This is a genomic window from Mucilaginibacter gossypiicola (assembly GCF_900110105.1).
Classification (GTDB): domain Bacteria; phylum Bacteroidota; class Bacteroidia; order Sphingobacteriales; family Sphingobacteriaceae; genus Mucilaginibacter; species Mucilaginibacter gossypiicola.
Window position 1 is genome coordinate 954238 of record NZ_FOCL01000001.1, and the last position, 19175, is coordinate 973412.

The following is a 19175-nucleotide window of genomic DNA, read 5'->3' on the forward strand; positions in this document are numbered from 1 at the left end:
GAGAACTCGCCCAATCCTCGGGCTATCGCAGTTTTACCAGTCCTGTTTTTATTCGTAACTCAGAGACAACTAGAATGTGATAGCGTCATCAGTATTTATATATCCAATAAGCAAGTCATTATCATATCTATAAAAAAGTGAGTGAATAGACAGCTAAAGTACTTTACCCCCAAACACTTAATTCAAAAAGTCTAATTCAGCATAATTCAATCGTCAAACCAATCCGTCTCGTATTGTTTTATTAATCAGTTCAACAGTACCTGCAGACCCGGTTTTACGGAGCAGGCTTTTGCGATGTGAATCGACAGTGTTCTTACTGATATATAGCAATTCGGCGATCTCCTTACTTGCTTTGCCTTCGGCTAAAAGATAAAGTATTTCCTTTTCGCGTTTGGTTAACAAATGGCTTTCTTCCTTAAAATGATTTTTAACGTCTACATCCAGATAAGAAGGTTCACCGTCCATACCGATGTATGACATCACCGGTCTGCCATCTTTTTTAAGGTGTGTAATGTCTGTGTGCACAATTAAGGTTCTAAGGACACTTCCGGCATCGTCATTTTGAATCACAACAGATTGAAGCATTACGCGGATATATTCACCGTCTTGCTTTTTGATCCTGTAATCCATCCTTAGTTTATACTTCATTTGTTTATCAGGGCTTAAGCCCTGCAAAAATTGACCAGCTGTTTCTTGGCAGTTCAGAAACCAGCCCCGGTCTTCAGGGTGTATATTTTCTAATAGCTGTTCGGGGGTAAATGCATACCTGGAATATCCAAAAACGCCTGTAACTTCCTCACTTACAAAATCAAAGCGAACTTGCTGAAAATTGAAAATATGATAACAACTTTCACCAATCTGAAAAAAGATAAGCAGCTTTTTATAAAGTTCTATTTCCAGCTGTAGTAGGTCACTGACTTTTTCCTCACTGTCTGATATACGCTTCCATATCTTGGCAGCCTCATTGTTAAATAGTTCAAGTTTCATTAGGGTTTCAGGTTGAAATATAGCTACTAAAATAAAGTTTTCATGTAAAAAATCACTATTAATGGTGATTGTGTGGAATTGAAAAGGCGAGTATTTTTAGCTGATAAAATCGGCTGTGTGTCCCATAAGTGTCCCCGAGTTGAACTCCTAATTCAGATATTAATGAAAAAGTATATTGCCATTGGGCTATTCTGTATTTGCTGCCACGTTACAAAAGCGCAAGATCATTGGGGGCCATGGAACCCAGTATCATGCTGGAAGGGGTTGCATTTTCACTTATCGAAAGGCGATTATAATACAAATGCGAAAGAGTATAACTGGACATGTCAATTTAAAAGTGATTATTCACAGCCTATTAGTTTTACGCTTACCCTGTTAGCTCCCAATGAGCTCGCAGCTTATAAAAATAAAACATGGCAGCAAACAAGATTAGGGCAACAGGGCCGTATAACTTTAGGTGCAGGTGAAGACCAATCAACTGACCCAAAAGATGGATTTGGCGTACAACCATTTGCAGGAGGAGGCTTGTTTGATTCCAATACTATTTTATATGTTGTAGTATCCAATGTGCGCTTTGGCGATGATGACCATAACAAGCCCTTTGCCACGGACGATTGTGGTCATAATAGCAGCGATACCCCCTCGGGCAATAATAGTACCGACAATGTTAATATAGCTTCTCAGACCACTGATGTCAATGGGGTTCAAAGCAATTCAAATAACAGCTCTTGCGGTAATATGCAGCAAACACGCTCGTCTGATCACATTGCAGTGAACACGAACGTTCCCCAGGTCAATATTCATAATTCTGATAATGTAACTAATGCCACTCATGCACAAACACAGACATACATCAATAATGCGCAAAACCCAAATAATGATGCCATACAAAATGTACTGGCACTTAATCAGGCAAAAATAAATGCCGTGAAACCGAATGGAGCAACAACAGGGCAAAGGCTGCAAGTTCAGCAGCTCCAAAATCAACAAAAAGAAGCAAATACGGAAGCTGTAGTACAAAGTACAGGTGAGTTAATAAATTCGGTTTCCAATTTAATATCCCAGCGACAACAACGGAAGGATTATGAAAAGGAGAAAAATACTGAAATAGAAGCCATTGAAAGAGAAAACAACCGGCAAGCCATTGCAGATGGAACAGCCGACCCCGGAGAGTTGGTTGATAAAGGTATTCATTCTAAAGTGTCAAAAGATTATACAACTGCGAACTATTATTTTGCAGCAGCTGCTGCTATGGATAATATCAGCGGACTTTGTGAATTGGCCGATGATTATCACTTCGGGTATGGACTTGCTCAAAATGATGCTACAGCCAGCACTTTATTATACAGGGCATTTGATCTTGCACAAAAAAGAACATACGCAGAAGCCTCCAATGCTATTACTAAAACAAATAACGCGTGGTCATCAAAAGACATCGAACTGGGTTATGCTATCAGGGCATTGGATGATTTGGCCAGATCACTTCATTACACCCCTTCACCGCAAAACAGCAATATCCAAATGAGTCTGATATGCAGGTTATGGATAGACAGCCTATATACTAACAATTATATCAAAATATTTTTCCGATCGGATTTCTCTTGTTTTATTAGTTCTGAAATAGATTTGGCGAATTTGTATGAAATAAATGTTGATAAAACCAAAACACAAATTGAATGCTTAAAATTAGCGGTGAATTTCTATGATAAGACTGATGCTATGATAGAGAAAAGGTATACTGCTGATGCCGCCAGAAATAAATCACAGGACTACCTGTATATTTATGATAAATCATCATATAAATTTGATGCTAAAAGGATAAAAAGTGGCAAAGACAAAATAATCAAACAACTAAAATTACTGGGCGTCAATAGCTTATAAGCCATGATACTTGTATAAAGAGATCACCTAAACTTTTTCAAATGGTTGTTCACTACATAATTAATCGCTTCAAGTTCAATTTCAGATTGCGATTTAATCCTGTGTTGTAAAATCCGGTTTACGGGTTCCTCTTTTTTAAAATAGAGTTTATTACCTCCGGGCTTATAGAATGGAATCTCGTTTGTATGTGTCATTTTATATAAGCTTGACACTGAGACATCCAGTAATTTAGCGGCTTTTTTGGTCGTTATTGTTTCGTTAAAAAATCTATTTCCTTTATCTTTTTCTAATAGGCTTTCAATGTGCGACACTTTTTCTGATAGTATTTCTCATATATCGGAAACGGAACGTTTTAACATTCTCAAATCAGATGATAGGATAATGTCTCCAAAGCTCCATTATTTTGGATTATCGCTTTTTCTGGCGTTGCTTGTACCATTAAACTCATTTACGCCAATGCTTTACAACGGTGCCATTGACCACCTATTTGTTGCGGCAAGCATCTTAGTGCTACATTTGATCCTATTTGCAATGTTAATCTGCGGGGGTTAAAGGATTACACCTTTCCCTGCGTCGTAGCGGGATTATTGCCATCGCCTTGTTTTTTGCAACGGAAATGACTACGATAAATGCCTACCAACTTGGCTACTACCTAACAGAGTTTGGCGCAGCCTTCTTTGCGCCAAACGGTTTTGCCAATAAGTTACTTGATTGGCCGACCCTAGCTGACGACTTTTGCACCAGCATGAGTGGAATGGCAGGTGAATTTACAGATGCTTTTCATCCGGTTAGTGCGTTATTGTCGGTAATACTTTCCTGTGCCGGGATCTATTTTAGCGCTGTAATGCTCAGTAATGCCAAACGCAGGCTAACCTGGTTAGGGTTTATCCTCATCGGTTTGGCCGCTCTACTTGCCGTTTATGATCCGAACCGTAATGAATTTTATCCCAAACTCCTAAGGGGATCGGCTTCTTGGTTAGCAGAACTTCCGTATCTGGCAGACCTCCGTTATATTCTGCCGTCATTCGCATTGCTTATATATATACAACGCTCGTCTACAGCTCGATAAAACGGAATAAAGAAAACCTTATTAAACGCAAAATGTTCAATAGGATATTTTAGAAATCGGCTAATCCACTCTATATTCAGCGCTTTTACTTCTTTAATTTTTCGGAAGCAATTCATCCAACCGTACTCTACAACTTAAAAAACCTGATTCTCCAGTCCCCCTCTCTACGATTTTTCCTGTGGGGTCGACAAGAATAAATGTCGGATAAGCACCAACGTCATAAATTGTAGCAATACTGTCTTTGCTTTTATCGGAAATATTTTGCCAAATATTAATTGAATTGAGTCCAATAGATCTGACAATTCCCGCGCACTTAGCTTTGTTATTTTCCTCATCAACCGCTACGCTCATAAATACAATGTCATCTCTTTTGTATTTTTGTTGTTCTTTAATCAACTCTGGCAATAATGCGATACAAGGCTGGCACCAGGATCCCCAGAAATCTACCAGAATATATTTACCTTTTAAATGAACCATATCGAAATCCAAATTGGTAACATAATCTTTCCCGGCAAGATTCGCCGCCATCCCCCCCTTTGAATTGTCTTTCATCTGTAGGATATGATTAGCTAACTCTTTCCCTCTGGTACAATTTTTAACACTATCGCTTAAACCAGCATAAACCTCCTGCAATTGAACCCTAGTATAATTTCGATAAAAGAAGTTCAACAAATATGGCGTAACATATGATTTCAGATGACCCTTTACAAACGCGTAAGTTTGTAAAGCCCGCTGTTCCTCATACAGTAATAAACTGTCCGATTCCGCTTTTTTTTTGATGCCCTTTCTCTTAAAACTTTCGCCCGAAAGGATGTTAATAAACTTACGTTTTAGTGCCAAATCAGCATTTTTCCATCGCATAAGTTCGTCCTGACTTTTTGAACCACTGATGCTGATAGCGCTAAAGGGGCCGGCAGAAAGTTCGGCTTGAATATCCGAGGGCTCTATATAAATATATATTGCCTCCTTATCGACGTAATTAGTGTTATCTAAGCGAAGATAACCCAAGACTGGTCCTGCCACCGTTCCCTTGAAATGGAAATTACCATTCAAGATATTACAACTATCCTTAATTGATTGTTGGGCAGATGAATTGTACATAATAAAAATCTTACCTGCATTCAAATTCGAAATATGTCCGGTGATATTAAAAATACCATTTGAAGACTGTGCAAACGTACAGGTCGAAAGGAATGTCAATAGAGCTGTTATGTGGAGTTTTTTCATGGTGGTAACATCTTTGCCACGCCGGCTTATATAGAGGATCAATAGCATAGTGGCCAATTTCGTTTAACGGGTCCATTGATTTATCTAAACACATTGTTGGCGGCCCGAATACTGGATGCACCTGGATGTTCCGCAACAGGCGTCATCTCCCAATACTGTACTACAGGAGGAACCAGCAGGTATGCACTGGCTTCCTCCGCTTCCGCTTCCTCCGCTTACATTTCTTAACTGAATCCTACTCAAAACTTCAGTAACGCCCAGTTTCAGCGCTTTCAATTTTAGTTTTTTCATATTGTAAAGTAATTTAGAATTTAAATATCCGGCATCGCAATTACTTATTCCCTTATCTTACTTAACACTTTATTAATAGCAGGGAATGAATAAAGTTGAGGTCGTCATAAATATTAAAAATGAAAAGAGCAGGAACACTAATATCCTGCTCTTTCCTTTTATTCTAAACGCATTGCTCGTGGCCCATATACATCATACATTTGCCGCTTCCACAACAATCGTTATCTTCAGTGACATTACTGCAACCAGTCCATCTTGGAAGACAAGGGCCACCACTTCCACCTGTTACATCTTTCAATTGTGTTCTGCTCAATAATTCTGTAGCTCCAAGCTGTAAAGCTTTCAATTTTAATTTTTTCATGTTTTCTAAATTGGTAAAGTAAATAATTTATTATTTTCATTCTTTTAAAATACCGGTCGAGTTACCGGCTCTTTTTCACGCATAAAGCGGCTTTTGTATACCCATATCTCTCTATTAAAATATTAAAGATTGTTTGTTAATTAACTTTTTATGTATCCGGTAATTAGTTTTGAAAAAGAAGACTTACACGGAAAAAAAATATTTTAAATCTTTAACACTATAGATATCGGGCAACTGAAAATATTGATCTTTCTCGCTATCCTCCGACCGTACGGAAACAAAAAATGTAGGGGTGAAATCTATTCCTGTCTTAAGGCACCAATTAGTCATCGCATCGACTTTTTCATCTTGTCTTTTCAACTCGCCGTTCATTGGATATTTCGCTGCGAATGTTTCATAATCCCGCTTTTCTGCCAGATACCAGTCCCCCAATGCATTCTTGACAACCTGCTCATCATTCTTTTCGGCAATGGCCAACAAGTGCCTTACAGGAGGCGCTTTGAAATCCCACTCTTCGCTAGTTGCTGTAAATAGAATTTGGATATGTACTTCTGGGTTGCCTTGAAGCAGTTCTTCGACAGGCAAATGAGCTTTCGCACATGGGCCGCAATAGGGATTGCACACCTTTATCAATTTGTACGTGCCATTGACATTTCCTAATGATATACCTAATCCGGTTGGTGTTTCTGAGAGTACTTTTTGTTTCTGCAATAGGGCTCCAAAAATCTGAGCATTGTGTTTTAACTTTTGCAATTCAGTATAATGGTAGTTACTTTCTTTCGCTTTTTTCATAGCTGGCAACACGGAATTTGTTACCAATAAAGGAATCAAAAATGCCGTTAAACATGAGATTATAAATCCGGACTCCAACGCACTTAAATCCGATAAGTTTTGCCAATTCCCTGCAAGAACTATTGATAGTTGCGAAATCAATACGCCCTGAACGACTAAGCATAAAATACACCACTGTTTCGCGATTCGCCATTGATAATAAACTGAAAATATAACATAGGGACTAGCTCCCATTGCCATCCAGGCTGTTATAAATAAAATGGCTGGGGTATTCAGTCCTCCAAAAAGTAACAAAAGTAGGGTGCCAACAAAATAGCTGAAACCAATCGAACTCCAACTTATCCCTGCAATTTTCGAAGCAGTTGATTGCAAAATTGCACTACAGTTAATTTTTTTACCGGCACTGCAAATTTGCTGCAATATAGGGTTGTACTGATCAAATTCGTACCAGAGCAGTAGAACTCCTGCTATTGCCCCGACGAGCGTAAAACCAGTGAAGACCGCGGGCAACAGCATATACCCACCATATTTAAATAATGAAACGACAACTGAGAGAAGTAGAAGGACAGGTATGCAAAAAATGTTAAGCATCTGGATGACAACCTTTCTATACTCCTTTCTAATTATTGTTTGGTAGTCGCTTTCGCCAGCATTATCTCCAACTTCCACCATCATTGCCACTCCCGAAGTCCTTTTAATAAAATCTTCTTTGAGCAGCTTGCTCCACTTATGGGTTTCAGGGTCAAAGAAATGAATATGGATGTTATCGATTGCGTTGACAACTGTAAAGAGTTTCTCCGAACTTCTCAACCCCTTAATTTGTGTGATGAACGGAACCGGAACTTCAGCGACTTTACTTTTTTCCAATCTTATCCCTATATTCTCAACTCCGAAATTATTTAATACATCACTAATACTTAAGAGGCTCGGATAATCCGGATGTTGTTCAATTTCCCTAGTAAGCGTACTGGCCGATATTTTAACCTTCAAAATGGAGGTTAGTAAAATAGCTATCTGAGGTCCATTGGTCTTAGGCTCTAAAAGCCTTGTCAGGAAATGTTGCATTCGTGTAAAAATTTAGGTTTAACGAAAAGATACAAAAAAACACCGGCCCAAACTACGTCAAGGCAATATTAGTGGCAGAGGCTTTTCTTATGAATATTTATAACTGGCTTCTAAGTATCTGTGAGTAAATATACATACAAATATTATATAAAATAATAAAATTACAATTTAATAAACCAATTCAACGTATAGTCATTAATGAATTAACCAACGTGCAATACCCTGACAGCAGTACTTTACCTATATTATGCCGAGATAAGGCTGTCTATTTTGCGTTCGGCCAAATAAATCTTCCCGGTTGTTAATTCAATATTTGATTCGCATTTTTTAATGCTGCTGCAATTACCTGGTGTATATCATATTATTTATACTCTGCCAAGCGTCCCCCGAATGTCACATTTTGTTCAAGCTTGCTTAATTCTATATTTTTTTAACATTTGCTCATTCTGGATATCATTTGTCGGTTAATAAGCGGCCTTGTTACCCGATGACTCATCGGAATACTCATTAAATTGAAGCTAACTATCAGGCTGGACCCGCGGCTTTACCTGTTATAAGCAGCATACTTGATGCTTATGTTCGTTATTTAGGCTACCAGTTCATCGTATGTATTTTTTTAAATCTTGTTATGGTCTTTCTAAAAAATGCAATCAATTTGTCTGCGTAATAATCGAATGAAAAATGAGGTGTTCAGATTCAAGATTACTTCTCAGCCTTTGCATCTGCCCATTATCACGTAATTGGCTTGCGAGGTCTTCTGAAGAGTCAAATAAAATCCCAATATCCAACTTTTCAATAAGCGGCTGCGTTGGGAGAATGTTACCTTTGTTATTTTTGAGGATCATGGGTAGACCCACTACAGCGAGCGTCGACACCCGCGTGGGATAATTTAAATCAGGCCAACTCGCCTTCATATATCGCCCCTTGTTATTGCTGTGAAATAAATGCAACCAACCAGCATCCTATTTAGGAAATTCACTGATCCAATCTTTCCATGCACACTGGCGGTAAATGTGAATATAGCTCTGTGAATCATTAAAATTCGAATCAATTTCACCTTTCCAAAACGAATTACACATATCCTCATAAATTGAAGGCGAGCTTTTTCTTTGACAAGCGATCTAATAATTTCCCCGGTTAACCCGCATGTCTTCCCGGAGGCACTGTATGGATTTCACGGTCCAAGTTGGATAGCAATCCCGCTTTCTTGCCTGTAAACAATTCTATTTTTGGCAAGTCGCCATCTAGAATAAGACTTCGGGAGGCATTTACAGGTAAAAATTGGGCAAACCACTTCTCTGTGTCTCTGGATTGACAAATATTCTGCCGTCAGCATTTACAAACAACTCTATCAATTCCATCCAGGTACTGTTCTGCCTGCAATTGAAGTGGCCTTGTTTAAAATGCCACACAAAGGGGGGAGCTCGCTTCTTAAAATGTCGTTGGCAAGTGGATAGTGATAACATTGATTTCAAATCCATTTTTCGACATAGTTTATGCTTTGCTAAAACAACTAGCAAACTACCACCAATGTAAAAAACATCATTAACGCAATTTTCGGGGTAGGTATTGTACAACAATAATAAAAGCCATTCTTAAATATTCGCAAAAGACGGCCAGTTATTGATAAACTAAGCATTTTCCATATCTCTAAATTGAGCAATATCTACTAGCCAGGATGCCGTTGTTATACTTATGCATTGCGATATCGGGTAGAATTCATCTTAGTTCTTAATACCTGTTTCAACCACTTTTAATAAGTAAAAAGTAAATCTGCTTTTAAGATGATGATCATTAATCCCAAGATGCACATATAACATCTGGCAAATGCTAATTGACGACGCGGCTGGATTTTCAATATCGATAAAAGACTTAATATTGGATATCCAAACATTCAGCCAATCTAAATCTACGTTCGCCGTGATTTTCGGCCAAAGCATGTCGATCATTTGGAACACAACTTGAAAGTTGTTAGAGAAAAAAAGTGTTAATTCCGTTTGATCTACCTTTACCGTCCTACCATTAACATGCGCTGAGGTGCTATCATCAAATTCATCTAAACATTTAAAAAGATCAGAAATATTAAGCAAAACGTCATCCCATTGCGGGAACGCCGCTTTTATGGTTCCGAATAGCATACAGATTAAAAAGCTGCAAATACTTTCCAAATCAACCTCGTCACTTTCAAAAGCGCCCAGCATAGCTAAAGAAATTGATTCGCGAATTCTGATATCATTTTTTTTAACAAAAGATACATCTGCAAAATTTTCAAAATCAGATAAAAATGTATTCGTCGGATAATCCATAAAAAATGTTCTGACAGGCAGCTGGATTTCTTTTTCATTACCGGGGTATTCCGCCAGATAGCTTTTGACCTTCTCTGAAAAATCGGCTTCTGTTTGCCAGCTTTTAGGGGATTCAATGAGAATAGTTACGTGATCTCCTCGTTCCTGACTAAAAAACAAACTGTACCGGCAAGCAATCAGGTCATAACCTTTCAGATAAGGGCTTAACATATCTCTCAGTAAACGATGCCACAGTGATTGGTTATAGAAAACTGACACCGAAACCACTTCAATTACTACCATATTATAGATCTATAAAAGAATGGTAATCAAAATTTTTAAACACCCTTCCCCTGCCGTAGCCTCCTTCATTGACTACTATTTTTTTTTTACGAATATTATTTTCCATAATTACGCGGTTGGGAATTTGAGAAAAGATCATGATGGCCGTCTGAACCATTTCTGCATCAGCTAACTTATAGTAAGGTTTCGAATTATTGTTATCCAACAATAAGTAAGGAATATTCGTGTGTTTTAGTTGTATTACATGAAGATCACTGTCATTTGTTATTAAAATTCTATCAGAAACACTTTTCCATTTCCCCCTGATCAATTCATCATTTTTCAACGAAAATTGGTACTTAGACAGAGACTGTTTATACTGAAATGTATCAAGTTCTAGATTGTAGGCAAAATTATCGGTCAGAACTCCTTTTAAAAAAAAGCCGTCTTTTAATAGGAAAATTAATTCCGTACTGGATGGAGTTATATAATTAAGAAGAATTGACTCGAGCCTACAGGAAATCTCCTCATTTTTCAAGCTTTCTTCGACCTGGTGAGCTATTGCAGACTGACCAATTGAATTAAATCCAAATGACTGGGATAACAGCCCTGAAAGTTCTAACCTGTTTACCAAATCAAAATCCTCGAATCCATAATTGACCATTGATTCATCATATCCACAAACCTTAATGAAATCTTCTTTTCTCAAGCAGACTTTACCCAAAATATCCTTTTGCGAATCAATCAAAGCACCAGACTTTATATTGGTGAGAAATATATTTTTTTCTTTGTTAAATACTTGGTTTATATAATTTGCGAGTCCTTTTCCCGTAAAGTTATCGGCATCGATATTGCAAATTATATCGCCCGACGCAAGGCGAAAAGCCAGATTCCTAGAGTGGCTTCGATTAAAATAATGTGGACTTTCAGTCCTGAAATATATCAATTTGTTATTATTAATATATACACTGAGCTCGCTTAAAACGTATTGTTCTAACCCATCTGACGAATTATAATCCAACAATACAAACTCCGTATCTGGATAACCGAAGCTATCCATAAGGTTGAGAGGAAGCGTTTGCTTGAGATGGTGCAAACGATTCATACAAACTGTACAGAAAGATATCTTGTATTTATTGGCAATCATCTCAAACCGTCTACCTTGCAACAATTGAACATGTCTATATTCTTAGATTAAAGCCTTCGCCCATATCAATTAAAAAATCAAAAGCTATCTATCCTGAATTCTGGCAGAAAGACTTTACACGCTGCAATAAACAAAGGATTGGTTGCGATTAAAAGAAGTTGCAACCAATCCATTAAAGATTCGCTATGGTATAGTGCAAGTTGCCATTCAGGAGCAAATGAAATTAGAACTGCCTGTACGATGATCAAAGCGCCGGCCTGCAATTCCACAGTGAATATCAGTATCGAAAGGACTTCCACGAGCCTACGGGTAACCTCAACTAACTTTCCTTATCTTGCTTTTGGCTAACATTTTACTTTTGCATTCTAATTTCAATTTAACTTTCCATAAGGTGAAGGTTGCTTTCATTATGAAGTTACAAATCATTACCATTTCATTACCGTGCGTTCCAAGAACGGTACAATTTTTGGCATCGCTTTCTCAGCAAACTTTGATCTAAAGCGCAGCAGTTCCCTTAACGTTTCGCTACTGCCAAGTGCAAAATCCCCTCCAGGAGCCAGTAGAACTCGACTTTCCTCTACAATGATATAGCATCGGCTGCACATGCATTGAGCACCAGTGTCATAAGGGCTTCCACACGCCTAACCGTAACCTCCACTGATCTTTCTCATTTGATCTTTAGATAACATTTCACTGATACCTTCCATTCTTGGTTTTAGCTTTTTCATATTTTGAAAGTTAGGTTCTAGAAAATTCAATAATCTGTTACCATCTCATTTTTGCGCGTTGCGGAAAGGACCCGATCTTACGCCCCTATTTAGATGCCTCAATTTGCGTAATCGCATAAATAATGAATATTATGATATCATCCTGCAAACCGGCTAACTACATTTTAACGGAAAGTGCAAACGCCTTGATAGAAAAGACCGCCCCCTCCATAGCAATAGTTGAAGCATCTGTCCGGTGTTGTGCATTGTGCGCCAGTATCGCAATAGCTACCGCAGGCTCCGCTATAACCGCCGCTGATTTTTTTCATTTGGTCTTTGGTTAGCATTTCACTGATGCCTTCCATTTTCAATTTTAGTTTTTTCATCTTGTAATTGAATTAATAATCCATGTTTATTCGGGTATGGTTATGCCCTATCCTGTCCTTAATGAGGCAGGCACCTCTTTTTGTATGGTAAATAGTTTTACTAAATGAAATATCTAAGATCTTCTGACTGATAGCCTTTTGGCAAACGCCGTCCGTTCAAAAACAGCGTGGGGGTTGTCGCAATTTCAGCCATCCGACACCATTCTCTGGACATGTTAAGCATGTGCTGGGTATTCCGGTGAATATCCTTCCTGTATTTTTTACTCCACTTTTGAAACTTTCGCTTTCTGTACCAGTCATGCATCGCCTTCCTCAGGTAATTATCATTTTCGGTATCCTGTAGCGACAATAAGGTTGACGCAACCTTATTTCTTTCATCATCTTCGTCACTTGGCGTATAAAAAACAACTTGCAACTTTATATCACTCCTCAAAGGAAGCCATTCCTCTAAGGTCCTGTGGATTTTAGCGCAAGGTCCGCAAAAGGGATCTGAAACCATGGTCAACGTCAGTTTGGCATCCGGGTCACCTAATATTAGTGTGTCCATTCCATCGGGTAACTTGTAATTTGCTTCCTGTTCCAGCAATTGATGAAATCGATTTCTATTGAATTTAAACTGCTGTAGTTGCAATTGAAGGGGGGCAATTTGTTTACTTGCCGCCAAGTATGGTTTAACGAAGATCCACATGATAACCGGCACAGCCAATAGCAGAAAAATCAAATAAAGCTCCCTCCAACCATTAAAATTAAAATGATGAAATAATTGATTCGAAGTCAGGAAAAACTCGATCCAAAAAATAGCCTGCACGGAGCAACATAGTACACACCATTGCTTTGCGACAACACCCTGATAATAAATAGAAAAGAAGGTATATGGCAATGCCAATGCATTAAGTAAAGCAATGGTAGCTAAATAGTTAAGACTGCCCTGGCTGAACAGCGTTAACAACCATGTTCCTGCAAAATAAAAGAAGCCAACCTCACTCCAGCTTAACTGTGCAGTAATTTTTGCAGCCCGGGAAGATAGGATCGCATTACATCTTTGTTCCTTCGCTCCGCAAATTTTTTGAATCAGAGGGTTATTCTCATCTATATTTTGAATCAGAAGAACCATCGACACCAGAACACCACAGGTTTTTATAAGCAACAAGGTTGTGATTCTCGCATTAAAGGACCGCAAATACGAAGAGTTGAGTGCAAAAAAGGATATCAAAAAAAATATAATACAAGCAATTACAAAGGGGATACGGATACTTTCTAAAACTTCGTTCATCCGTTTGGACAGATAACCCGGTTCAGCTGAATGGGCTTCCTTTTCCGCAACGAGGATATATCCGGAATATGAATCTCTGAATTCTTCGATAGTTAAACTTTTGTTTCGCCAATCCTCATTCGATACCACGAAAGCCCGCTCGCTTCTCTTTGTAACAACGGCAAACTCCGCACCCTTAAGCTGGGCGATATAAGGTGTCGGCACATCTGCTAACTGATCAAATTTCAGGCAGTATGCAGCATTGGGAATTTTCCAGTTATCCAGCACATCACTAATAGCTCTGAATGTTCCATAATCCGGATGGATCAGTAGTTGTTCCCGCACACTTTTTGAAGTTACAGGTACTTTAAGCGCTTGGATGAATCGGGCAACAACAGATGCGAAATTATCGGCTTTCATAAGCAAAATGCAATTTTGTGATACTCTACGGCAATAACTTTCAGTATTTATTTACCGGGACAGGTTTAAGCTCTATTTATAATTTTTTTGAGACAAAGTCCTAACTTGATTACTGTAAAAACAACACGAATCAAGGTCATCAATAGGAAACTTTTCCTAATCTCAAATTGGCTGCAGCAATTTAAATTTCCATTTGATAAAAACCAAATTTTTATTGCTTTAATATTGTTGGAATCACACTTAAAACAATTTTACCATAGCGCAATGTATCCGTTTAACGGAGTCCGATTTACCGGTAGCAATTGAAAACGGCGAGAAAAACGTTTGATAACATTGTAGATGATTAGATAACTCTCTTCCACTTGTTCTATTTTTAATATTGTCAGTTAAACTGGCATAAATGTTTTCCAATTATGACTTGGTATAATCTTGGCAGCAGAGGTCCAGCAAACATGGCGTCACACAATACACCGCCATCAGGAGAACACCCTCGAGCTATCCTTGAATTACTGCGCACAAACAATTTTCTACATTTATACTGAAATAGTTTTTAATTTTGCCTGATAAGCGCCCACGGGCTGTTTATTCAATATATGCCTCGCCTTTTTTAACGCTGCAGCGATTACCTGATGCATGTCATAATATTTATATTCTGCCAAACGTCCTCCGAATATCACATTTTGTTCAAGCTTGCTTAATTCTACATATTTTTTCAAGATCTCTTCGTTTCTGACGTCATTTATTGGGTAATAAGCTTCCTTTTCGACGGATGATTCATCAGAAAACTCCCGGGTAATAACAGTCTTTGATTGCGTACCGAATTCAAAATGTTTATGCTCAATGGTACGCGTATAGGGAACCTTAATATCCGTTGAATTAATGATGGCCACACCTTGATAATTCGCAACACCTAATACCTCATGTTCAAAACGAAGGCTCCTGTATTCGAGCAGCCCAAATTTGTAATCATAGAATTCGTCAAGTTTACCGGTATAAACAATAGCGTTTGCCATTCCGGCGACCTCATTCCTGTTTTTGAAAAAATCACAATTCAATCTTACTTCCACCCCAGATAACAAGCCGTCAATCAGCTTATTATAGCCTCCGACGGGAATACCCTGGTACGTGTCATTAAAGTAATTATTATCGTAGTTAAAACGTACAGGCAGGCGCTTGATAATAAATTTTGGTAGGTCAATAGCTTTTCGTCCCCATTGTTTCTCTGTATAACCCTTAATGAGCTTGTTGTAAATATCCACTCCAACCATACTGATTGCCTGCTCTTCGAGGTTATTAGGATGGATGATGCCAGCTTCTTTCACTTGTTCTGCTATTTTGTCCATCGCCTCCTGCGGTGTTTTAACTTTCCACATTTGGTAAAAAGTATTCATATTAAATGGCATGTTATATAATACTCCTTGATATTCTGCAAGCGGAGAATAAATAAAGTGATTAAACGGGACAAAAGAATTCACATATTCCCATATCGTCCTATCGTTGGTATGAAAAATATGAGGGCCGTATTTGTGAACATTAATCCCTTCAATTTGTTCACAGTAGACATTCCCTCCGGCATGACACCGTTTATCGATGACCAAGCACTTTCTACCGGCATCAGTCATTTCCCTGGCAAATACGGCACCGAATAATCCAGCTCCGACTATCAAATAATCATAAACTGCCATGTTGAATTTGCTTTTTAAGTTATCAACGCCCCGTTCCTTCCGGGCACAATTCCCAATATTGAGCTAACCTGTATTTATTTATGTGTCTTTTTGACTAAGAATAACTTGCTTCTTGCCCGGATCGTGCCAGTTCTGAAAAAGTCTCTCGGATGAAATAAAACAAAACATATTTCGATCTTTCGGACAGTTTAAGATGTTGATTTATCAGGCATCCCATTCTTTTGAGCGTCCCCCTATAATCCCCTGTATTGATTGCCGGTTCCAAAAGCATTTCGTTACATAGCGCAGTCCAGGAGATTAGCCATGCAGGGATATCTCCGGGCTGTTCCAATTCGATAGATTGGACATCCTGGCAGATCTCTGATAACATTTCCTTGTTCTGCAGATAAGAAATACCTACCTCTTCGCTATCAAAGAATGGCAGGAAGAGCGCTCTCATCATCCCATCATATAACAAGGGCGTATTACCGAACAATTCCGGTACAAAAAGATTAATAATTTTAATAAGGGAAACATGCAGGTAAAATGCAAAAGTAATTTGTGTTTCCTCATCAGAAGCTTCATTTCCCATAGCCTTCCCTTCGATTGCTGAGAGTAAATCACTAAATACGGAATTCTTAGTTTGCAGCATCGCGGTAACGAGTTCCAGTTCCTTTTGCGCATCGATATAATTTCTAATCATTTGAAATTGTTCCATTTTAAGCTGTACGGATCCTATTCGCTCGCCATTTACCAATCTGGGGCGGGTACCGTTGGCATGGTGGATTACGATATCATTTGGAGGGGCAAACAATTCACTCATGTAGTGTGACATCGCCCAAAACTGTTTGGGTAGCAGCCCCCAGATTACATCTGTTTTATTCTCCTGAAGTATATCGTTCATGGCTGACTGATCAGCAATTGGAAGTATTTCAAAATCGTATTGTAAAATCAACTTGTAAACAGCAAGCGTCTTTTCGTTACATCTGATGACGGAAAAACCGACATTAACTTCATTCCCTGAACCGTGTTCGGGCTGAAATGCAAAATCTTTACCATATATAGCATGTTCGATCAATCCTGAGCATTTATCAAAAAACTGAATATCGATATCCGCATAAATAATGACATCGTCCCAATTCTCCTTTATCTTTTCAATTAAGAATTCTATTTTTCTTTGCTGGATATAGTAAAACCCTTTGGACGCGAAGTCGCCATTCCCGTCCCCGGCCCGACCCATATACTTAATATGAACATCCCAGTCATCTCGTATACTACCAGAAAAAACATCTTTAATTTCACTTAGTTCGTCAGTATAAATTGAGAATAACTTCATTCTCTTGTTGATCTGTGCCATAGACGGTATGATTTTTTTATTTCTCTACTGTGTTAATTGGGGACTATCTATCTGATATACATCCTGACAGTATTTAAGTCAAAGCATTATTCAAAAGATGTTTCCCATTTTTCATTTAAGCTATCATTTCATCGCAGGCGTTCTTTTCGAATCTTGCTATGGTCATTCTGAAGAATGCTATCAGTTTGTCGACGTGATAATCAAATGAAAAAACTAAGCGTTCGGATGCAATATTATTCCTCAGTTTCCGCATTTGCACTTTGTCACGCAGTTGGCTTGCGAGCTCTTCCGCTGAATTAAATAAGATGCCGATATCCAGTTTTTCAATCAGAGACTGTGTTGCGACGATGTTCCCTGTGTTATTTTTAAGGATCATGGGGAGACCAGCAGCAGCGAGTGTCGACATTCTTGCAGGATAATTCAAATCAGGCCAGCTTGCTTTCATATATTGTCCACTATTGCTACTTGCAAATAAATGTAACCACCCAGCATCATATTTAGAGAATTCAGTGATCCAGTCTTTCGGTGCACATTGAGGATAGACATGGATATAACCCGTTGAATGAAGGAAATTTGAATTAATCTCCCCTTTCCAAAACGAATTATACATATCACCGTAGAAATGTAGATGAATTTTTTCTTTGACAAGCAAGCTGATAATATCTCCGGTCAATCCATACGGTCGTCCTGGAATTACGGTATGAACTTGACCGTCTAGGTCGGATAACAATTCCGCTTTTTCCCCCATGAACCATTCTCTTTTGGGTAGGTCGCCATCCAAAATGAAGCTTTTAGACGCATCCGCAGGTAAAAATTGTGAAAACCATTCTTCGCTCTCGGGGTTGATAAATATTCTGCCATCGGCATTTACAAACAGCTCTATCAGCTCCTTCCATGTACCGTTCTGCCGGCAATTAAATGGACCTTCTTTAAAGTGCCAAACAAAAGGAATCTTGAGCCCGCTTCTTAAAATATAATTGGCTATAGGAACAGCCTGATGGTTCAATAAAGCATAAATTATATCCGGGTTGATCTCTTTGACCTGTTGCTGCCAGTCATCTAAAGATATGTCGATAATGTTACCGAAAGGTAATGGCCCTGTTGTATTGTAATAGGCAGGGTTACTCAGCCATAGGCCATACAATTGATGCCCTCGTTCTTCGAACGCTCTGATCCGCTCTGCATTATATGACAGCTCGCCAACAAGCAAAATTTTAAGTGGATTCTCCGCTTCTACAGTAATTTTGCCTCTGAAGCGCTCGTATTCCAGAAATTCATCAATAAGAATGCCTGCTGAAGACTTGAATCGCAAGGGATGTTTAACATTATAGTATTGCTTATACAAATAAAGTCCGCCTCCATACAGCTCATTAATGATTTTATGCCGTTGCTCCGGGTGATCTACCCACTCACACGTAATTTGATTGGTAGCGACAAAACTCCCGAAGGCTTTGAGTTTGGCCCAAAACATCTGGTCGAGGTCATCCAGGACAATTTCGCTACGCTCCGTCCACCTGTTCTTACACTTTTGATGCAATACCTGCACGAGCTGCAAGGGCATCCCATTGATTTTACCTGTAGACGCAATACCTCTGCTATCCGACGATGAATCGAAATAATTATGCAATACTCCTGAATAAGCTAAAATAGCATCCGAATTTTCAATTGCGTCCATTAAGGAACTTAGGTGATCTGCATAATAAATATCATCGGAGGGCAGGTATGAAATTAAGTTAAACCGGGCAAGTTCCATTCCCCAGTTGAGACAAAAGCCTACGCCTTCATTTGTGGAGTTCGAATAAATACGGATTTTATTATCCTGTATATAATCTTTAAGAATATCATCAGTGTAATCAGAACTTCCGTCATTGATAATAATTAATTCCCAATTTTCAAATGTTTGTAAACGCAGACTGGCAATAGCTCTTGATATAAACGCACCCTGATTGTAGGTAGGCATGATTACTGATATGCCTTCGTAGTTTTGGTTTTGCATAGGTTT

The 19175-nt window shown here is 38.6% G+C and carries 15 protein-coding genes; 2 read left to right on the forward strand and 13 right to left on the reverse strand.

The window, feature by feature from the left end; translation table 11 throughout:
* Positions 1–213: 213 nt before the first annotated feature.
* Positions 214–987 carry a LuxR C-terminal-related transcriptional regulator gene (locus BMX50_RS34855; RefSeq protein WP_091207946.1) on the reverse strand — a complete coding sequence of 258 codons (774 nt, stop codon included), beginning with the start codon at positions 985–987 and terminating at the stop codon, positions 214–216.
* Positions 988–1059: 72 nt separating this feature from the next.
* On the opposite strand from BMX50_RS34855, the gene BMX50_RS04030 reads away from it, so the two are divergent.
* Positions 1060–2868, forward strand: coding sequence for a hypothetical protein (locus tag BMX50_RS04030; protein WP_143065081.1), 1809 nt, complete (start codon positions 1060–1062; stop codon positions 2866–2868).
* A gap of 23 nt (positions 2869–2891) precedes the next feature.
* Here BMX50_RS04030 and BMX50_RS35170 read toward each other — a convergent pair whose 3' ends face one another.
* A complete protein-coding gene (locus tag BMX50_RS35170; RefSeq protein WP_167667800.1) occupies positions 2892–3179 on the reverse strand; it encodes a helix-turn-helix domain-containing protein in 288 nt (95 codons plus the stop codon).
* A 305-nt stretch (positions 3180–3484) separates the two neighbouring features.
* Here BMX50_RS35170 and BMX50_RS04040 point away from each other — a divergent pair, with 305 nt between their 5' ends.
* Positions 3485–3937 (forward strand): hypothetical protein, encoded by a 453-nt coding sequence (locus BMX50_RS04040; protein ID WP_091207954.1) that lies wholly within the window; start codon positions 3485–3487, stop codon positions 3935–3937.
* Between the two features lie 93 nt (positions 3938–4030).
* On the opposite strand, the gene BMX50_RS04045 is transcribed toward BMX50_RS04040, so the two are convergent.
* The 11 genes from BMX50_RS04045 to BMX50_RS04100 form a co-directional block, all read right to left on the reverse strand.
* On the reverse strand, positions 4031–5164 hold the full coding sequence (locus BMX50_RS04045) for a TlpA disulfide reductase family protein (RefSeq protein WP_167667801.1): 1134 nt from the start codon (positions 5162–5164) through the stop codon (positions 4031–4033).
* Positions 5165–5248: 84 nt separating this feature from the next.
* Complete coding sequence (locus BMX50_RS34185; protein ID WP_143065082.1) at positions 5249–5455, reverse strand: hypothetical protein; 207 nt, start codon at positions 5453–5455, stop codon at positions 5249–5251.
* 163 nt (positions 5456–5618) lie between these two features.
* A complete protein-coding gene (locus BMX50_RS04050; RefSeq protein ID WP_091207958.1) occupies positions 5619–5816 on the reverse strand; it encodes a hypothetical protein in 198 nt (65 codons plus the stop codon).
* A 183-nt stretch (positions 5817–5999) separates the two neighbouring features.
* A complete protein-coding gene (locus BMX50_RS04055; protein ID WP_091207961.1) occupies positions 6000–7673 on the reverse strand; it encodes a vitamin K epoxide reductase family protein in 1674 nt (557 codons plus the stop codon).
* A 1724-nt stretch (positions 7674–9397) separates the two neighbouring features.
* Positions 9398–10261 carry a hypothetical protein gene (locus BMX50_RS04065; RefSeq protein WP_091207966.1) on the reverse strand — a complete coding sequence of 288 codons (864 nt, stop codon included), beginning with the start codon at positions 10259–10261 and terminating at the stop codon, positions 9398–9400.
* 1 nt (position 10262) lies between these two features.
* Positions 10263–11387, reverse strand: a complete 1125-nt coding sequence (locus BMX50_RS04070; protein ID WP_091207969.1) for a glycosyltransferase family 2 protein — start codon at positions 11385–11387, stop codon at positions 10263–10265.
* Positions 11388–12279: 892 nt separating this feature from the next.
* Positions 12280–12480 carry a hypothetical protein gene (locus tag BMX50_RS04080; protein WP_091207974.1) on the reverse strand — a complete coding sequence of 67 codons (201 nt, stop codon included), beginning with the start codon at positions 12478–12480 and terminating at the stop codon, positions 12280–12282.
* Positions 12481–12580: 100 nt separating this feature from the next.
* The gene (locus tag BMX50_RS04085) at positions 12581–14152 is read right to left on the reverse strand and encodes a vitamin K epoxide reductase family protein (protein ID WP_091207977.1); all 1572 of its coding nucleotides are present in this window, start codon (positions 14150–14152) and stop codon (positions 12581–12583) included.
* 533 nt (positions 14153–14685) lie between these two features.
* Positions 14686–15837 (reverse strand): UDP-galactopyranose mutase, encoded by a 1152-nt coding sequence (gene glf / locus BMX50_RS04090; protein WP_091207980.1) that lies wholly within the window; start codon positions 15835–15837, stop codon positions 14686–14688.
* A gap of 94 nt (positions 15838–15931) precedes the next feature.
* Complete coding sequence (locus BMX50_RS04095; protein ID WP_091207983.1) at positions 15932–17173, reverse strand: putative nucleotide-diphospho-sugar transferase; 1242 nt, start codon at positions 17171–17173, stop codon at positions 15932–15934.
* Positions 17174–17288: 115 nt separating this feature from the next.
* On the reverse strand, positions 17289–19169 hold the full coding sequence (locus BMX50_RS04100) for a glycosyltransferase family 2 protein (RefSeq protein ID WP_091207987.1): 1881 nt from the start codon (positions 19167–19169) through the stop codon (positions 17289–17291).
* Between the last annotated feature and the right edge of the window lie 6 nt (positions 19170–19175).